Source organism: Proteus vulgaris, from assembly GCF_011045815.1.
Taxonomy (GTDB): Bacteria; Pseudomonadota; Gammaproteobacteria; order Enterobacterales; family Enterobacteriaceae; genus Proteus; species Proteus vulgaris_B.
In genome coordinates, this window is record NZ_CP047344.1 from 1,188,798 (window position 1) to 1,206,295 (window position 17,498).

Sequence of the window (17,498 nt, forward strand, 5' to 3'; positions counted from 1 at the left end):
GTTTTATTGTCCCTAGTATTTATGCCTCGATTGAAGATATTCCTGAAGATTTAAGAAAATATGTTGTAGTCTCTGATAATATTGATTTTACTAAAGATAGATTACTCGATAATAATAAGATTAATGATTATTTTACTCGTATGTACTCAAAATAATTTTAGTTACTAAATTTTAATGAGAAAATTATTTAATCCAAAAACTGTTGCTTAATATGACAATTAGGTGATGGTTTTTTATTTAACGATAATTATCTAAGTTGTTTATAAAAAGGGAAGTAAAGATGATTATAAACTACTGAATGACAGGAATTAATCAATGGAAAATAATTAGCTATTCAATTAAAAATGCATCTTCAAAGAATATTAGGTTTAATATTACTGTAATTGAGGAGTAGTTAATGATTATATTGAAGGGCTATAATTTATATGCGGATATTTACTTTAATTATGATTACTATATTATAGTAACTATCTCGGGATGCTATATCCACTTTATGGATTTAAAAAATGGATATAACGTTTTATCTAAGAATATCACTGATGATAAGTTAGGTCATTATTCAAAAATTTCTTTAATTAATAGTAGAAAAATAGAAAGTAACTCACAAGAATTTAATGAGATATATAATAATAAAAAATCTTATTCAGAGTGGGTGAAAAAATAATTAAAGAATATAGTTATAAAAATAAAACAGCTCTATTTGAAAATATGAACTTATGTGGTTTAAGCTTTATAGGTAATGAAATTATTATTAAGCCTCTAAACCATTTACGTATGGATCATTGGGTAGGTGAGGGAATACCCGATAGTGCAATTATTACATTAAAAACTAATTGTAGTGATGAGGTTTTAGGTGCCTCAATAAAAGAAGCTTTTACGCGTTGTATTAGTCGTAGAGTTTAAATGGATACTAAATAAAACCACCTTATGCTAATTATGTGTAAGGTGATTTTTTATTATATGAATTTATCTATGAGTAATAATCAATTAATAAATCATTTACATTCTGTCTATCCAGAGCTTCCTATCAATATTCATAAAATAAAGGGGTATTCTGATGATGAGATAAAGAAAATTGAACGTTTATATCGTATTAATGTAACAGAGCAATTATATGATGGACAATGGAATAAGTTTCCAAATTGAATTACCAAAACATCTAGCTACAGTAGATAAATTTACTCAGAAAATGGGAATTTCAGGTGGTCATAACGCTAATGTATTCTATAATGTTGTAAAGAATAACAATTTGAAAATTATAAAAAAGATCCCAACAAATGTGTGAGGGATAACGTATATTGAATATAAAATACCTGCGAAAGCTGAACTGCACCCCAAACCGTAGAAATAACTCATTATAAAGGTAATGGCGCTCAACCTTTTAAAAAAACAATTTATGATCCCAATATTTTTTCTGACCAAAAAATACTTGAATTAGGTCAAAAAGCAGCAGCTAATGGATATAAGAATGCGTTAGATAAAGAATTGCAATCCTATAATGCAATATCAGAAGGCATAACTTTCAGAGTATATTTAGATAAAGAAACGAAGATGGTTACTAATTTCCATCCTAAGTAGGAGCGTTATTGATGAAATATTTATTTGAATTACCCTATGAAAAGAGTGAGCCTAATTGGACTATAAAAAGTTATTTTGATCTTATATATAATGATGGTTGTTTTTTAGATGCTGTTTCTAATATTGTTCAAAAAGAATCTTTTGTCCTCGATGGAATATATTGCTTTTTCCCAGATATGAATAGCCCTGATGTATCTGAGCATTTTTTAGGTGTTAAGTTTGGAGTAGGATATCCTCTAACAGATAAAGATATTGTTATTGTAAGCGAAGATACTTGTTATCAATTTATTAGATTATCTTGTGAAAAGTATTTGTTAATGCATCCTGAAGATAAGATAAAAATTAAAATATTGCTATCAAAAAATAGATTAAATCACCTTAGTTTATAAATGAAAAACCATTTACGTATGGATCATTGGGTAGGAGAGGGAATACCCGAGAGTGTAATTATTACATTAAAAAGCAATTGCAGTGACGAGGTTTTAGGTGCCTCAATAAAAGAAGCTTTTACACGTTGTATTAGTCGTAAAGTTTAAATACTTTATTTCTACTGATACTACTAAATAATTATTCTAATAAATAGAACTAATTAGTATTAACAATATATAGTGATTTTCTACCATATTAACTATAAAAAACAATCAATCAGTAAAGGAATATATATGTATAGCTTACGTTTTTTTATTATTTTATTTTTATTTCTACCTTATTTGTTATTTTCTTTTGTCTATGCAACGAATAAGCCTTCATTGATAAATAGTAAAATTAATCCATTATCTATAATTAGGATCCATGATCGTGTGAATTATATGGTGTCATTAACGGATAATAATGGAGAAACGGTTCAGCATTGGCATTCTGTTGATTGTAAGCAGAACAAAGCTCAGCTTTTATATAAGGATGTATTGAATGAAGAAGGGCTAACCAAAGCTCGCTATTACGGTAATAATTATCTTCGTTATGCACCAGCTCAAGACAATAAGCTGATGACAACAGAAGATATCCGCATGGTTTGTCAATTTCCAATAAAAGAATCGCGATGGGAAAGGTTACCTGACACGTCTATCGGTGGTATGACTAACCTTGTTGATACTAATAGTATTCAGCATATTGGTGACATCTTATCAGTGCGCACAGGATATGATTTTGCAGAAACCATCTGGGAACCACCTTATGATGCACCTCTTGAGCTAAAGATTGAGCACTATTTATATAATTGTAAAACTCATCAGGGCGACGCTGTAGTTGCAATGAACCTAGATCGTGAGGGGTACATTACTGATTCGCTGATCACTGATGATATTATTCGTCGTAAAAATAGTTTCAAAATAGATCTTCAAATGAGACAACTTTTCAATCAATTATGTCAGTTACCAGAAGGAAAAACGTTCACTGCTGAGGGACACTTTGTACCTGCTATTAATAAGCCTGTATCAACATTGATGGGGCCAACAATGCCCAATTTAAGTAATAATAATCCGCAATGGCTTAATAAATATCCACTTTCTACAGGAATTAATAATCAAACTCAATCATTGATAAAACCATGGGCACTTCCTCGCTTTAAACAGATCCGTTATACCATAGTAAGCGAATACGGTAAGGTCAATGTACAGTTGGATGCCCAATCGGATGGTTATATACGTAATCTAGAAGATTATGGTATCTGGACAGTACAACGTTTAATGTTGGCTAATCAATTACAATTAAAGTTTGTTATGTCTATCAGTCACGATATTTCACTACTCCGTAAGTTGCAGACAGATCTGCAATTTCCATTAGTCGTTGGCCAACAATATCAAGCACAGTGGGAAAGTATTGATTCTAAAAAAGAAGTAATAACTTCATCAATACGTTGTAATGTGTTAAGCGAAGGAGATGCAGGTAGTATAGCATCTGAGTTTAGTGGAAAATATCTGTTAGTTCAGTGTGATGAAACTCATGAAGGACAACAGAAAATCAGTAGCAAACAAGCTTGGTTGCAAGATTTTAACGTTTTTGTTCCAGTTACCATGCAAGTAGGTGATAGACTAGAAAGCTCAGTAAAACTGGAAAATATTAATGTAATACGTTAATCAGAAGTTTATTAGAATAAATTTGATTTATGTAAATATTATTTCCAATTAAAAACCATCACTTAATATTATTTCTAAAATAATAACTAAGTGATGGTTTTATTTTTTATTTAAAAACAATCATATTAATGATTAACACAGTGTTGCGACAATCACCTGATCAGCATTAAATAAAGCGGTTACGCTGTCATTAATATGCAGTTTTTGCTCTTTAACATGCTGATTAGAACAGGTGGCACAGACTTCTTGTCCGCCTTCTAATGTCACCACTAATTCGCTGTTTTCACTGCCCGTTTCAATTTGAGTCAACGTGCCTGAAAGAGCATTATCATATTGTTGTGTTAAAGATGAGCCTTTTTCAATATTGACCCATGGCGCTTTAATTAAGATCAGTACTTCTTTGCCTTTTTTCAGGCCTAAGCGATCGGCGCTTTTTTCAGTTAGTGCTGCACGAATAATGGTCTTTTTATCAGCAAGTTGAACATTAACATGTTGTTGAACTTGAAGGTTATCACGCTCAATAATGGTGCCGAAAAACTGGTTTCTGGCACTGGTTTGTAATGAAAAACGAGAAATAGCCGCTAAAAGGCTATCCAGAGGGAGTGAATCATCTTTCAATACATCAAAGGCTTTTTGCTGGATTTGACCTAACAGATCGTAAAGTTGTAGTAAGCGCTCGCAATAATGAGTGAGAGTTGCACCTCCGCCACCTTTACCGCCTGTTGCTCTATCAACAAGAAGCTCGTCTGCGAGTTGATTCATTTCATTAATGGCATCCCAAGCACTTTTATAACTAATGCCCGCCATTTTTGCCCCTTGGCTAATTGAACCCGTCGCCTTGATCTGTTTTAACAATGCTACGCGACGAGGATCGGCAAAGAGCTTATCTTGAAGTTTAAGAGTTAATAATATTTCTGCTTGCATAATGATAGGCTTCTTCTTTTTTTGTGTGTTTATCGCATTTTTTGTGCCGACACAAAGCGATAATTCTCTAGAATATATACATCTATAGCGTTATTATTCGTCATTCGTGAAGAAATGCCAACTCTGGCTTTCCGAATATACCATGATAAAGAGGTTATCATGCTTGAATTGTTGAAAAGTTTAGGGTTTGCTCTCTTGATGGTACCTGTTGTAATGGTACTGATTATGGGCATTATTTATGGTTTAGGTGAAGTGTTTAACTTGATTTCACCAAGTCAGCCAAAAGCAGACAAAAAATCATAATTTCTCCCTCCCTGATTTAGAATAGCCCTTTATCTTGAAGGGCTATTTTTTTACTCACGATACTCGTCATACTTCAAGCCACAGCCGTTGTTGACTTCACTCTTTCGCACTGATACTCGTCATACTTCAAGCCACAGCGTTGTTGACTACGCTCATTCGCACTAGTCACATACTTATGTATGCTCCTAGCGACTCATTCACTTGTCGCCTAGCTGTAACTTGAATTATTTAGAGTATGTAGATTTCTCTATCTCTATCTCCATTTTTTGTTTCTTTTTAATGGTTATATTTATTGATATATAACCAGTTTCTAGCATCTAATCCTTTCAATTTACGCTGTATCTTGATATATACAGCGTGTCATCCTTTAATTTAAGTGGAATTAGAACATGAAAAAATTATCAGGCAAGCTACTTGCTGGCGCAGTTATCTCTTTTGCTTTAGTAAGCCAAAGTTTTGCATCGGAAAAAGTAACGGTATTTGCTGCCGCTTCTCTTACCAATGCTCTTAATGAAATTTCGGCACAATATAAGCAAGAGAAACAAGCTGAAGTTGTTGCGTCTTATGCATCTTCTTCAACGCTAGCTCGTCAAATTGAACAAGGAGCACCTGCAAATCTGTTTATTTCAGCAGACCAGCAGTGGATGGACTACGCAATCGATAAGAATTTAATGGTTGCAGATTCACGTCATACACTATTAGGTAATGATTTAGTGCTTATTGCCCCTAAAGATAGTCAATTAAATGACGTTGTTATTAATAAGGAAACCAAATGGAAATCCTTACTTAATGGCGGAAAACTAGCAGTTGGCGATCCGGATCATGTGCCTGTTGGTATCTATGCGAAAGAATCATTAGAATATTTAGGTGCATGGGACACAGTAAGCCCAGAAATGGCTCGAACTAATAACGTACGTAGCGGTATGGCGTTGGTGGAACGTGATGAAGCACCATTAGGTATCGTATACGGTTCTGATGCGGTTGCGAGTGATAAGGTGAAAGTGGTCGGCGTATTCCCAGCTGATAGCCACAAACCTGTTGAGTATCCAATGGCAGTTGTAAAAGGTCAGGACAATAAAGCAGTTCGTGATTTTTATGACTATCTGAAAACACCTCAAGCCGCAGAAATCTTTAAGAAATACGGCTTTAGCCCACTGTAGGAATTATACTTTTGGAGATGTTAAGTGAATACGAATGGCAAGCCATTATACTAAGCCTTAAGGTATCGACTGTTGCGGTTATTATCAGTCTACCTTTTGGTATTTTTATGGCTTGGCTTTTAGTTAGGGTACGTTTTCCCGGTAAATCATTGCTTGATAGCATTATCCATTTACCCTTAGTTCTTCCTCCTGTTGTGGTCGGTTATCTTTTACTGATCAGTATGGGAAGACGTGGATTTATTGGTGAATGGTTGTATGACTGGTTTGGTTTTAGCTTTACATTTAGTTGGCGAGGCGCAGCACTTGCATCTGCAGTCGTTGCATTTCCACTAATGGTAAGGGCTATCAGATTAGCATTAGAGGCTGTCGATCAGCGTATGGAACAAGCGGCAAGAACCCTTGGGGCTTCACCATTACGCGTCTTTTTTACCATAACGTTACCTTTGTCTATGCCAGGGATCATCGCAGGAATTGTGTTGGCATTTGCGCGCTCATTGGGAGAATTTGGCGCAACAATCACTTTCGTCTCCAATATTCCTGGGGAAACAAGAACTATTCCTCTGGCAATGTATACCTTGATTGAAACACCAGGGGCAGAAATGGATGCCGCCCGTTTATGTGTTATTGCAATTATTTTGGCGCTCGTCTCTTTAATGGCTTCAGAGTGGCTAACTCGTTGGGGTCGTAAAAGATTGGGGGGCGTATGCTAGAAATGAATTTTAAACAGACGCTAGGATCACTGCGTCTGGAAATCAATACTGAACTGCCAACAGAAAGTATTACCGCAGTCTTTGGTTTATCTGGGGCGGGTAAAACTTCCCTAATTAATGTGATTGGCGGTTTAACCAAACCCGATTCAGGTCGGATTGTATTAAATAATCACACACTGGTTGATACTGAAAAGAAAATTTATCTGCCACCTGAAAAGCGTAAAGTGGGTTATGTTTTTCAAGATGCCCGACTGTTTCCTCATTACACTGTAAGAGGAAATCTGCTTTACGGTATGTCGCCAACAATGAAAGTGCAGTTTGATCGCATTATTCATTTATTAGGGATTGGTCATTTACTCTCTCGGTTTCCTATCACCTTATCAGGCGGTGAAAAGCAGCGTGTAGCAATTGGGCGTGCGTTGCTTACCGCACCCGATATTATGTTGATGGATGAGCCTTTAGCTTCATTGGATTTGCCTCGCAAACGTGAATTATTGCCTTATCTAGAAAAGCTCTCACAAGATGTGCAAATACCTATTTTGTATGTGAGCCATAGCCTTGATGAAATTATTCGACTTGCTGATAATGTCATTGTGATGGATGCAGGAAAAATCAAAGCAACAGGTAAGTTGGAAGATGTGTGGGCCAGTAGTGCATTACGCCCGTGGTTACAAAAAGAGACATTAAGTAGTATCGCTAATGTGATGGTAGTCGAACACCATAGTCATTACGATATGACAGCAACCGCTTTTGGTAATCAAGTGCTGTGGTTGCCTCAAATCGAGACTAAAATTGGTCGCGATGTGCGTGTGCGTATTGATGCTTCTGATGTGTCACTGACTACCACTCGTCCTTCAAATAGCAGTATTCGTAATATTTTGCATATGAAAGTGGTTGAAACCATTAAAAATGATGGCCAAGTTGATGTGAAACTTGTCAATGACGGTAATTATTTATGGGCAAGGATCACACCTTGGGCAAAAGATGAGTTGAATATTCAAGAAGGGCAATGGCTTTATGCACAAATTAAGAGTATTTCGCTAAGTCGCCATCTTTGATTATCAGTTATATTTATCGAGAAAAAGACCTTATTTTAAATGAGGTCTTTTTCTTTTGGGTGAGGTAAAAATGAGACTAAGACAAAATATATTTATGAATAGTCTCTGCAATACCCGGTTGTGAATTCACTTTGGTGACCATTTTAGCGCGAGATTTTACTTCGTCAGAGGCATTACCCATTGCAACACCTAAGCCAACATGTTCTAGCATGCTAAGATCATTAAAATTATCACCAAAGGCAATAACATCACTCATATTCATGCCATTCGCTTCAACCCAGCGTTGTAAACGGCGGCCTTTACTGTTGCCTTTTTTGGCGATATCAACTTGATCAACCCAAGACCATTCGCACTCTAAACCGACTTGTTGCTCAATTTTTTCAACTAAAGCGCGTAATTCATCGTGATCAGGTGTTGTTGTTGCTATTTTCCAAATGGCATTAACATCATGCATGGCTTTATAGAAATCATCGACTTTAATTAAGTTTGGACGCTGTGCAGTGGGTAATGTTTCTGACCATTTTAAAGTACGCTGTACAGGGGCTGATAATTGGTCATACATCATTGCATCATCAGCATAAACTAAGTGATGTACATCTGTTTGTTTAACGAGATCTAATACTGCGCTGGTTTCTTGAGTGGTTAATGGATCGGATTCCAGTACCTTTTTACCAATATAGTCATAAAGGTAGGTTCCATTACAGCAGATCGCAGGGGTATCAAGATCGAGTGCTTGATAGAATGGATGAATAGCAACATGATGACGACCTGTTACAATTAAGACTTTAACACCTGCTTTTCTTGCAAGATTGAGTGCTTCTAAAGATTCTGGCAGGATACGTTTTTGGTCATCAAGCAGTGTGCCATCAAGATCCAATGCAATAACGCGATATGACATAAATAAGCCCCTTGATAGTAATAAGATGCAATGTTGCTGATGGTACACGTTAACCAAGAAAAGATAAACTAGCTTAATCGTGACAAGTAAACGTTATTTTTTTTATTATTCTTTATAAATCAATGGGTAATCTGTTTTAAGGAGAAGTGATGAAACAGGTAGTCTACGTAGCAAGTCCAGAGAGTCAGCAAATCCATGTTTATACATTAAATATTAACGGTGAAATGGATTTATTGCAGGTTGTTGAGGTTGCAGGACAAGTACAACCGATGATTGCAAGTGCGGATGGAAAATACCTTTATGTTGGGATCCGTCCTCATTTTAGTGTGGTGACATTTGCGATAGCGGCCGATGGTCAGTTAGAACAAAAGGCTATCACTTCCATTCCAAGTACACCTGTTCATTTATGCTTAGATAAAACGGGGCGATTTTTGTTTGTTCCTTCTTATCATCAAGGTAATTTAGCTGTTTTGCCTATTAATGCGCAGGGGATCCCCCAATCACCTATTCAAATTATTGAAGGCTTAAATAAGCCTCATTCATCTAATATTGATTGGAATAATAAACAACTGATTGTGCCTTGCTTAGGTGAAGATCATATTCGTTTATTTGATTTATCAGAAGACGGTCGTTTAACAGAAGCGGGTACTGAAGAGCTAACAACAGCGCAAAATGCAGGTCCTCGTCATATGGCATTCCATCCTAATGGGGATGTGTTTTATTGCCTTAATGAATTAGATGCGACAATCAATGTATATCGTCGTATGGGGGATTTATATCGTTTAATGCAAACGGTGGATATCGTCCCTGAAACTTTCAACAGTACTCGTTGGGCGTCAGATATTCATATTACACCTGATGGCCGTTTTCTTTATGCAAGCGAACGTTCTGAAAGCTTTATTTGTGCGATGACAATTTCAGAAGCGGGCGATTATTTGCAACCTGTGGGTTATTACCCTACACAAACACAGCCTCGTGGCTTTAATCTTGATAATACAGGAAATTACCTGATTTCTTGTGGTCAAAAATCAGATTTAGCGTCTGTTTCTCGTATTGATAAACACACTGGCGCTTTAACTGAATTATCGTGTTACCCAGTAGGCAAAGGTGCTATGTGGGTTACTGTTGTGACAAAATAAAAGTTACTTTAAACCTCTAGCGAAATATTTTATCGCTAGAGGTTTAATTCTTTATGAAAGATGAACGACTTTCTCAATAGCTTGAGTGAGTTTAGAGAGGTTTGCTGATGGCATAATAAATGGCGGCATAATGTAAATCAGCTTGCCAAAAGGTCTGATCCAAACTCCTTCATCCACAAAGATTTTTTGTAGTTTTGCCATATTGACAGGCTCATTCATTTCGACCACACCAATCGCCCCTAAAACCCGCACATCTTTGACACTTTTTACCTGTTTTAGTGGTAATAGCTCTTTTTTAAGTTGTGCTTCTAGTCGTGCAACTTGGTTTATCCAATCGCCTTTTGCTAATAGAGATAAACTTGCATCAGCAACAGCACAAGCTAAAGGATTTCCCATATAAGTAGGACCATGCATAAAGCAACCTGCATCACCTTGACTGATGGTTTCGGCAATATGGCGCGTGGTTAAGGTTGCTGATAAGGTCATGTAGCCCCCCGTTAATGCTTTACCTACACACATAATATCAGGAGAAATTTCAGCGTGTTCACAGGCAAAAAGTTTACCTGTTCGGCCAAAACCAGTCGCTATTTCATCGGCAATGAGTAGTACATCAAACTCGTCACACAGTGCTCTTGTGTGTTTTAAATATTCAGGATGGTAAATCCGCATTCCACCCGCGCCTTGAACAATTGGCTCAAGCATTACTGCCGCAATTTCGTGGTGATGTTGTTCTAATGTTGAGCGTAATGAATTGATATCACTTGGGTTCCACTGTTCATAAAAGCCTGTTTGAGGCGCATCAACAAATAGGTGATTAGGCAAGTAACCTTTATAAAGACTGTGCATGGAGTTATTCGGATCACACACTGACATTGCGCCAAAGGTATCACCATGATATCCCTGTTTTAACGCCACAATACGTTGACGTTTTTCTCCTTTAGCTTGCCAATATTGCAAGGCCATTTTCAGTGCGACTTCAACGGCAACCGAACCTGAATCCGCTAAGAATATGCATTCAAGAGGCTCAGGTGTTATTGCTAATAATTTTCGACAAAGTGATACTGCTGGAGGATGAGTAATACCACCAAACATTACATGAGACATATTGCTTAGTTGTGTAGTAACCGCATTATTAAGCTCAGGATGATTATATCCATGAATTGCTGCCCACCATGAAGACATTCCATCTATCAGTTTTCTACCATCAGCCAAGACTAGTTCAACGCCTTTTGCACTGACGATGGGGTAAGCAGGTAACGGATTACTCATCGAGGTGTATGGATGCCAAATGTGGCGTAAATCAAAAGCGATATCTTCAGGTGTCATTCTATTTTTCACTTAATCATGTAAACCAATGGTGATCAATTTTAGTTGACATGATAACCCTATTATTTAAACTGGCAATCACTTTTAAATAGGAGATTGTATTGTGAGCACACTAAAACGCTGGACATTAAAAGAAGCCAGAGCATTGTTTGATATGCCATTTTTAGATTTGGTTTTTCAAGCGCAACAAGTGCATCGTCAACATTTTGATCCTTCACAGATCCAAGTCAGTACGTTGCTTTCTATCAAAACAGGGGCTTGTCCTGAAGATTGTAAATATTGTGCTCAAAGTGCGCGCTATAAAACGGGATTAGAAAAAGAACGTTTAATGGAAGTGCAGCAAGTAATTGAATCAGCAAAAAAAGCAAAAGCGGCTGGTTCAACGCGTTTTTGTATGGGAGCTGCTTGGAAAAATCCGCATGAACGAGACATGCCTTATCTTGAACAGATGGTGAAAGAAGTCAAAGCATTAGGTATGGAAACTTGTATGACACTGGGTAAGTTAGATGATTCACAAGCTAATAGACTCGCTGATGCGGGGCTGGATTTTTATAACCATAACCTCGATACCTCACCTGAATTTTACGGCAGTATTGTGACAACGCGAACGTATCAAGATCGTTTAGATACACTTGATAAAGTCCGCAATGCAGGCATTAAAGTCTGCTCTGGCGGAATTTTAGGTTTGGGTGAAGAAGTGAAAGACAGAGCCGCAATGTTGGTACAATTAGCCAATTTGCCACAACCTCCAGAAAGTGTGCCAATTAATATGTTAGCCAAAATCAAAGGTACGCCATTGGCTGATAATGAAGATGTCGATCCTTTTGATTTTATTCGTACTATCGCCGTTGCTCGTATCATGATGCCTCGCTCTTATGTCCGACTTTCTGCCGGTCGTGAGCAAATGAGTGAACAAACACAAGCATTCTGCTTTATGGCTGGGGCGAACTCTATTTTCTATGGCTGCAAATTATTAACAACAACTAATCCAACCGAAGATAAAGACCACCAATTATTCCGTAAATTAGGCTTAAATCCTGAACGATTAGCAGTATCTATGGGCGACAATCAGCAAGAAGAAGCTTTAATACAAGCAGTTGCCAATAAAGACACTGAACAATTTTATAACGCGGCACTGTAATGAGTTGGCAAACCTATTTAAATGAACAACTTAATGAGCGTAGAAATACGCCATTATGGCGAAAACGTAAAGTGATCAAACGAGTAGATGGGCGCTTTTTGATCACAATATCAGGTGAAAAGTACCTTAATTTTTCAGGCAATGATTATTTAGGTATTAGCCAACATGAGGATGTTATTAAAGCATGGCAACAAGGCGCTGATGAGTACGGTGTAGGTAGCGGTGGATCAGGACATATTACCGGATTTACACAAGCTCATGCACAATTAGAACAACATCTCGCAGATTGGCTAGGTTACGATAATGCATTGTTATTTTCATCAGGTTACAGTGCCAATCAGGGCGTTATTTCGGCATTACTTGAAAAAGATGATGCCATTATTGCGGATAAACTTTGCCATGCCTCGTTAATGGAAGCCGCTGTATTATCACCAGCCACATTATGGCGTTTTTTACACAATTCTTTTGACTCTTTATCTCAACGACTTAATAAAACGTCAGCTAGTAAAACCTTGGTGATTACAGAAGGGGTATTTAGCATGGATGGAGATCAAGCACCATTAACAGAAATAGCAACAATAAGCCGACAACATGATGCATGGTTAATGGTCGATGATGCACACGGTATTGGTGTTTTAGGTAAAGAAGGTCGAGGCAGTTGTGATAAATCGGGTATCAAACCTGAGCTATTAGTGGTGACTTTTGGTAAAGCTTTTGGTATCAGTGGGGCGGCAGTGCTTTGTGACAAGTCAACAGCGGAATTTTTTGAACAATACGCTCGTCACCTTATTTATAGTACCTCAATGCCACCTGCACAGGCAGTCGCGTTACATTCAGCATTAAATATAATTAAGCAAGCTGATGGTGAGCGAGCATACCTTCAACAATTAATTGATACCTTTCGTCAAGGTGTTGTTTCGCTTCCTATTAAATTATTACCTTCACAAACGGCTATTCAGCCATTAATTATTGGTGATGAACAATTATGCCAAACACTTTCAGATTATCTGCAATCTAAAGGGCTTTGGGTAAAATCTATCTTTCCACCTACAGTTCCATCTCATAGCGCACGTTTACGAATAACGTTAACCACTCGCCACCACCTTTCAGATATTAAGCTGTTAATCGAGACGCTTCATGCATTCTTTAGTCAAAACAGATAAACAACGTATAGCCCAAACATTTGGTAAAGCGGCTATTCATTACGATAATCACGCCAATATTCAGCGCTATAGTGGCAATAAATTAATGGATTTAGCGCGTTATGATAGTGGCAATATTGTCTTAGATGCAGGATGCGGAACAGGGTATTTCAGCCAAAAATGGAAACAACGCGGATGCTTTGTTATTGCACTTGATTTATCACATAAGATGCTACAAGTGGCAAAACAACAACAACGGGCAAATGATTATCTACAAAGTGATATAGAACATTGTGCAATTATGCCGCAAAGTGTGGATATCGTATTTAGCAATTTAGCGATGCAATGGTGTGATGATTTATCCGTTGCGATTAATTCACTCATGAATGTAGTAAATAAAACAGGTGCACTTTATTTCTCAACACTCGCGACGTTGACACTGCAAGAAGTCAGAGACGCTTGGCAATTTATTGATAACCATCCGCATGTTAATCCTTTTTTATCACTTCATGATATTGAGAAAGCGTGTTGTGGTTTTCATTGCCAATTTTCTACTGAAACTGTCACGGAACACTATGATTCATTACATGCGTTGTTTGCTTCTTTAAAGGGCGTTGGTGCCAATTTTGTGCAAGGTGATAGACAAAAAGGGTTAATGACGCGACAAAAATTTCGTGCACTAGAAAAGGTATGGAAAACAGATTCAGGTAAATATGTACTTACCTATCAAATTGTTATAGGAAAAATATCACATGGCTAAAATAGTGTTCTTAACAGGTACAGATACAGAAGTAGGTAAAACCGTGGTAAGTAGTGCTCTATTACAATGTGCAGCGCATCAAGGATATCAAACTGTGGGCTACAAACCTGTTGCTTCGGGAAGTGAGTGGCTAAATGAAGGTTTACGTAATTCAGATGCACTTACATTGCAAAAATTCAGTACGGTAAAGTTAGATTACCATCGTGTGAATCCTTATTGTTTTGAAACGCCAACATCTCCTCATATTATCAGTCAAGAGATGCATCAGCCTATTGATTTTAATGTGATGTCAGAAGGCTTATCTTACTTAAAACAGCAAGCTGATTGGATTTTAGTTGAAGGGGCAGGTGGTTGGTTTACGCCACTATCAGAAAAGCAATTTTTTTCTGATTGGGTTATTAGTGAACAGCTTCCCGTTATTTTAACGGTAGGTGTTAAATTGGGGTGTATTAATCATGCGTTATTAACGCAACAAGCAATTATTCAGTCTGGTTTAACATTGGCGGGGTGGGTTGCCAATGAAGTTGAACCCGCAGGGCGATATCAGAAGGAATATCTGGCAACATTAAAGCAACATATTAAAGCACCATTCTTAGGCAAAATACCCTATTTAAATGAAGTAAAAGAGCATGATTTTACGTCTTACCTCGATCTTTCTTGTTTAAACCTAGGTTGATAAGCCATTATTGGATAAGTGATAAAAGTCTATTTCTTATATCAATAAAAAAATAAAAAAAATAAATTTCGCCGATTTTGAGGGATATTTTAAGCTAGAAAAAAAGACGTAACCTACCGAGAGATAACAACTTTGTGTAGTTATCCACTATTCCTGTGGATAACCTTGTGTATTACCATTATAAAAATACTCTGAATAGAGAGAATACAAGGCATTGCTAAAGATTGGCGTTATTCTCAACTTTTATTTTTAATTCTTATATATCAATTAATTAAATAAAATCAATAGAGCGGATGTTGTTGACGTGTCTCTTTGAATAATTCGCAAAATAGGGGCTTGCTTTTTGAAAAAATTCCAGTTCCAAAACTGGGGATAACTTATGCTAATTATTCAAACAAATTTTAGTAGATAGAGATTGAAGCTGGATTTTTATCCAGTATCATAAGGAGTGTCAGCGAGGAGAAGAAAATATGAGCAAAGCTTTTAAACTGCATTCTGAATTTAAGCCTGGTGGCGATCAACCTACGGCTATTGCTTCACTTTGTGAAGGATTAGACGATGGGCTTGCACATCAAACCCTCTTAGGGGTAACTGGTTCAGGTAAAACTTTTACTATTGCTAATGTGATAGCCAACTTAAATCGGCCTACGATGGTGCTTGCACCAAATAAAACTTTAGCAGCACAGCTTTACAGTGAAATGAAAGAATTCTTTCCTGAAAATGCAGTGGAATACTTTGTTTCTTATTACGATTATTATCAGCCAGAAGCCTATGTGCCAAGTTCTGACACCTTTATTGAAAAAGATGCCTCAGTTAACGAACATATTGAACAAATGCGTTTGTCCGCCACTAAAGCCTTATTAGAACGCAAAGACGTGATTGTGGTGTCATCCGTTTCTGCGATTTATGGTTTGGGTGATCCTGACAGTTATTTAAAAATGATGCTTCACCTGACGAACGGCATGATAATCGACCAACGTGCGATTTTACGTCGTCTCGCTGATTTACAATATACTCGCAATGATCAAGCTTTTCAGCGCGGGACATTTCGTGTCCGTGGTGAGGTGATTGATATCTTCCCTGCTGAATCTGATGATTACGCTTTACGTGTTGAATTATTTGATGAAGAAGTCGAACGTCTTTCGCTCTTTGACCCTTTAACTGGGCAAATTCACTACAATGTGCCCCGTTTTACCGTTTACCCTAAAACGCACTATGTCACCCCACGCGAGCGTATTCTTGAAGCAATGGAGGAAATCAAAAAAGAACTTGCAGAGAGACGCAAAGTGCTTTTAGCGAATGATAAACTCGTTGAAGAACAACGTGTGACACAGCGCACTCAATTTGATCTAGAAATGATGAATGAGCTAGGATATTGCTCAGGTATTGAAAACTATTCACGTTATCTATCAGGTAGAGGGCCAGGTGAGCCACCACCAACTCTATTTGATTACCTTCCTGCTAACGGTCTATTAGTGATTGATGAATCACACGTTACCATTCCACAAATTGGTGGAATGTATAAAGGCGACCGTTCTCGTAAAGAAACTTTGGTTGAGTATGGTTTCCGTTTACCTTCGGCGCTTGATAACCGTCCATTACGTTTTGAAGAGTTTGAGGCGTTAGCACCACAAACAATTTATGTTTCAGCAACACCCGGTAAATATGAGCTGGAAAAATCAGGTGATGAAATTGTCGAACAAGTTGTAAGACCAACAGGCTTACTTGACCCGATTGTTGAAGTGCGACCGGTTTCTACACAAGTTGATGATTTACTGTCTGAAATTCGTATTCGTGCTGCAAAAAATGAACGTGTATTGGTTACCACATTAACAAAACGAATGGCAGAAGATTTAACAGAATATCTAGAAGAGCATGGTGAGCGAGTTCGCTATTTACACTCTGATATTGATACGGTTGAACGTGTCGAAATTATTCGCGATTTGCGCCTTGGTGAGTTTGATGTATTAGTCGGTATCAACTTACTCCGAGAGGGATTGGATATGCCAGAGGTCTCTTTGGTTGCTATTTTGGATGCAGATAAAGAAGGTTTCTTGCGTTCAGAGCGTTCATTAATTCAGACTATCGGCCGTGCAGCTCGTAACCTTGAAGGTAAAGCGATTTTATATGGCGATAGAATTACGGACTCAATGGCGAAAGCAATTGGTGAAACTGAACGTCGCCGAGAGAAACAGCAACAATTTAACCTTGAACATGGCATTGTACCTAAAGGGTTAAATAAAAAAGTGGGTGATATTCTTAAGATTGGTCAGCCTTCTCAAGGTCGTAACAAGAAAGGGCATAAAGCAAAAGATATTCATGAAAATTACCCATTATTATCGACTGCTGAGCTAGAAAAAGAGATCCAGCGTTTAGAGGCTGAAATGTATCAACATGCCAAAGATCTTGAGTTTGAAAAAGCCGCAAGTACGCGAGATAAACTACAAGCGTTGCGAGCTCAATTTATTGCGAACTCTTAATAACAGAATTTAAACCAGCACAATAAAGGGATATCTGTATATTTACTCCAGATTATCCCTTTTTCCCTTTTATCTTTCACTTTTTCCCTAGTTTTATATTCCCTTAATGGCGTTCAACTGTTTAAATA

Annotated in this window: 16 protein-coding genes and 2 pseudogenes; 15 read left to right on the forward strand and 3 right to left on the reverse strand. The window is 37.3% G+C overall.

Annotated features, from left to right (window positions below):
• The first annotated feature begins 397 nt into the window (after positions 1 to 397).
• The 5 genes and pseudogenes from GTH24_RS05470 to GTH24_RS05490 all read left to right on the forward strand — a co-directional run bounded on the left by GTH24_RS05470 (position 398) and on the right by GTH24_RS05490 (position 3,653).
• A pseudogene (locus GTH24_RS05470) lies at positions 398 to 903 on the forward strand (contact-dependent growth inhibition system immunity protein).
• A gap of 69 nt (positions 904 to 972) precedes the next feature.
• Positions 973 to 1,146 carry a hypothetical protein gene (locus GTH24_RS05475; protein ID WP_164526040.1) on the forward strand — a complete coding sequence of 58 codons (174 nt, stop codon included), beginning with the start codon at positions 973 to 975 and terminating at the stop codon, positions 1,144 to 1,146.
• Between the two features lie 443 nt (positions 1,147 to 1,589).
• On the forward strand, positions 1,590 to 1,967 hold the full coding sequence (gene cdiI / locus GTH24_RS05485) for a ribonuclease toxin immunity protein CdiI (protein WP_072070571.1): 378 nt from the start codon (positions 1,590 to 1,592) through the stop codon (positions 1,965 to 1,967).
• 6 nt (positions 1,968 to 1,973) lie between these two features.
• A pseudogene (locus GTH24_RS22105) lies at positions 1,974 to 2,114 on the forward strand (contact-dependent growth inhibition system immunity protein); the annotation flags it as partial.
• A 273-nt stretch (positions 2,115 to 2,387) separates the two neighbouring features.
• Entirely contained in the window at positions 2,388 to 3,653 is a 1,266-nt protein-coding gene (locus GTH24_RS05490; RefSeq protein ID WP_164526906.1) for a hypothetical protein, read from the forward strand.
• Positions 3,654 to 3,785: 132 nt separating this feature from the next.
• Here the strand turns inward: GTH24_RS05490 and modE are convergent, their stop codons facing one another.
• Complete coding sequence (gene modE / locus GTH24_RS05495; protein ID WP_164526041.1) at positions 3,786 to 4,577, reverse strand: molybdenum-dependent transcriptional regulator; 792 nt, start codon at positions 4,575 to 4,577, stop codon at positions 3,786 to 3,788.
• 159 nt (positions 4,578 to 4,736) lie between these two features.
• On the opposite strand from modE, the gene GTH24_RS05500 reads away from it, so the two are divergent.
• The 4 genes from GTH24_RS05500 to modC all read left to right on the forward strand — a co-directional run bounded on the left by GTH24_RS05500 (position 4,737) and on the right by modC (position 7,808).
• Positions 4,737 to 4,880 (forward strand): AcrZ family multidrug efflux pump-associated protein, encoded by a 144-nt coding sequence (locus GTH24_RS05500; protein WP_071788544.1) that lies wholly within the window; start codon positions 4,737 to 4,739, stop codon positions 4,878 to 4,880.
• Positions 4,881 to 5,269: 389 nt separating this feature from the next.
• Positions 5,270 to 6,040: a molybdate ABC transporter substrate-binding protein gene (gene modA, locus GTH24_RS05505; protein WP_072070568.1), complete on the forward strand. Its 771-nt coding sequence runs from the start codon at positions 5,270 to 5,272 to the stop codon at positions 6,038 to 6,040.
• 17 nt (positions 6,041 to 6,057) lie between these two features.
• The gene (gene modB, locus GTH24_RS05510; RefSeq protein ID WP_006537607.1) at positions 6,058 to 6,750 is read left to right on the forward strand and encodes a molybdate ABC transporter permease subunit; all 693 of its coding nucleotides are present in this window, start codon (positions 6,058 to 6,060) and stop codon (positions 6,748 to 6,750) included.
• Positions 6,744 to 7,808: a molybdenum ABC transporter ATP-binding protein ModC gene (gene modC / locus GTH24_RS05515; RefSeq protein ID WP_072070567.1), complete on the forward strand. Its 1,065-nt coding sequence runs from the start codon at positions 6,744 to 6,746 to the stop codon at positions 7,806 to 7,808. The genes modB and modC overlap by 7 nt, the downstream gene beginning before the upstream one ends.
• 76 nt (positions 7,809 to 7,884) lie before the next feature.
• Here the strand turns inward: modC and GTH24_RS05520 are convergent, their stop codons facing one another.
• Positions 7,885 to 8,706, reverse strand: coding sequence for a pyridoxal phosphatase (locus GTH24_RS05520; protein ID WP_072070566.1), 822 nt, complete (start codon positions 8,704 to 8,706; stop codon positions 7,885 to 7,887).
• Between the two features lie 149 nt (positions 8,707 to 8,855).
• Here GTH24_RS05520 and pgl point away from each other — a divergent pair, with 149 nt between their 5' ends.
• On the forward strand, positions 8,856 to 9,845 hold the full coding sequence (gene pgl / locus GTH24_RS05525) for a 6-phosphogluconolactonase (protein WP_164526042.1): 990 nt from the start codon (positions 8,856 to 8,858) through the stop codon (positions 9,843 to 9,845).
• A 51-nt stretch (positions 9,846 to 9,896) separates the two neighbouring features.
• On the opposite strand, the gene bioA is transcribed toward pgl, so the two are convergent.
• The gene (bioA, locus tag GTH24_RS05530; RefSeq protein WP_072070564.1) at positions 9,897 to 11,171 is read right to left on the reverse strand and encodes an adenosylmethionine--8-amino-7-oxononanoate transaminase; all 1,275 of its coding nucleotides are present in this window, start codon (positions 11,169 to 11,171) and stop codon (positions 9,897 to 9,899) included.
• A 103-nt stretch (positions 11,172 to 11,274) separates the two neighbouring features.
• Between bioA and bioB the strand changes: the two genes are divergently transcribed.
• From bioB to uvrB, 5 genes are all read left to right on the forward strand, one after another.
• Positions 11,275 to 12,312, forward strand: a complete 1,038-nt coding sequence (gene bioB, locus GTH24_RS05535; RefSeq protein WP_072070563.1) for a biotin synthase BioB — start codon at positions 11,275 to 11,277, stop codon at positions 12,310 to 12,312.
• Entirely contained in the window at positions 12,312 to 13,475 is a 1,164-nt protein-coding gene (gene bioF, locus GTH24_RS05540; RefSeq protein WP_164526043.1) for an 8-amino-7-oxononanoate synthase, read from the forward strand. The genes bioB and bioF overlap by 1 nt, the downstream gene beginning before the upstream one ends.
• On the forward strand, positions 13,450 to 14,214 hold the full coding sequence (gene bioC, locus GTH24_RS05545) for a malonyl-ACP O-methyltransferase BioC (protein WP_072070561.1): 765 nt from the start codon (positions 13,450 to 13,452) through the stop codon (positions 14,212 to 14,214). The genes bioF and bioC overlap by 26 nt, the downstream gene beginning before the upstream one ends.
• Positions 14,207 to 14,890, forward strand: coding sequence for a dethiobiotin synthase (bioD, locus tag GTH24_RS05550; protein ID WP_164526044.1), 684 nt, complete (start codon positions 14,207 to 14,209; stop codon positions 14,888 to 14,890). Before bioC ends, bioD begins: the two co-directional genes overlap by 8 nt.
• A gap of 470 nt (positions 14,891 to 15,360) precedes the next feature.
• Positions 15,361 to 17,370, forward strand: a complete 2,010-nt coding sequence (uvrB, locus tag GTH24_RS05555; protein ID WP_072070559.1) for an excinuclease ABC subunit UvrB — start codon at positions 15,361 to 15,363, stop codon at positions 17,368 to 17,370.
• The last annotated feature ends 128 nt before the right edge of the window (positions 17,371 to 17,498 follow it).

What these genes read in the sequence shown, in the direction of transcription:
- GTH24_RS05475 (WP_164526040.1), top strand. Translation starts at nt 973, where the DNA reads ATGAGTAATAATCAATTAATAAATCATTTACATTCTGTCTATCCAGAG.
- cdiI (WP_072070571.1), top strand. Translation starts at nt 1,590, where the DNA reads ATGAAATATTTATTTGAATTACCCTATGAAAAGAGTGAGCCTAATTGG.
- GTH24_RS05490 (WP_164526906.1), top strand. Translation starts at nt 2,388, where the DNA reads ATGGTGTCATTAACGGATAATAATGGAGAAACGGTTCAGCATTGGCAT.
- modE (WP_164526041.1), bottom strand. Translation starts at nt 4,577, where the DNA reads ATGCAAGCAGAAATATTATTAACTCTTAAACTTCAAGATAAGCTCTTT.
- GTH24_RS05500 (WP_071788544.1), top strand. Translation starts at nt 4,737, where the DNA reads ATGCTTGAATTGTTGAAAAGTTTAGGGTTTGCTCTCTTGATGGTACCT.
- modA (WP_072070568.1), top strand. Translation starts at nt 5,270, where the DNA reads ATGAAAAAATTATCAGGCAAGCTACTTGCTGGCGCAGTTATCTCTTTT.
- modB (WP_006537607.1), top strand. Translation starts at nt 6,058, where the DNA reads ATGTTAAGTGAATACGAATGGCAAGCCATTATACTAAGCCTTAAGGTA.
- modC (WP_072070567.1), top strand. Translation starts at nt 6,744, where the DNA reads ATGCTAGAAATGAATTTTAAACAGACGCTAGGATCACTGCGTCTGGAA.
- GTH24_RS05520 (WP_072070566.1), bottom strand. Translation starts at nt 8,706, where the DNA reads ATGTCATATCGCGTTATTGCATTGGATCTTGATGGCACACTGCTTGAT.
- pgl (WP_164526042.1), top strand. Translation starts at nt 8,856, where the DNA reads ATGAAACAGGTAGTCTACGTAGCAAGTCCAGAGAGTCAGCAAATCCAT.
- bioA (WP_072070564.1), bottom strand. Translation starts at nt 11,171, where the DNA reads ATGACACCTGAAGATATCGCTTTTGATTTACGCCACATTTGGCATCCA.
- bioF (WP_164526043.1), top strand. Translation starts at nt 12,312, where the DNA reads ATGAGTTGGCAAACCTATTTAAATGAACAACTTAATGAGCGTAGAAAT.
- bioC (WP_072070561.1), top strand. Translation starts at nt 13,450, where the DNA reads ATGCATTCTTTAGTCAAAACAGATAAACAACGTATAGCCCAAACATTT.
- bioD (WP_164526044.1), top strand. Translation starts at nt 14,207, where the DNA reads ATGGCTAAAATAGTGTTCTTAACAGGTACAGATACAGAAGTAGGTAAA.
- uvrB (WP_072070559.1), top strand. Translation starts at nt 15,361, where the DNA reads ATGAGCAAAGCTTTTAAACTGCATTCTGAATTTAAGCCTGGTGGCGAT.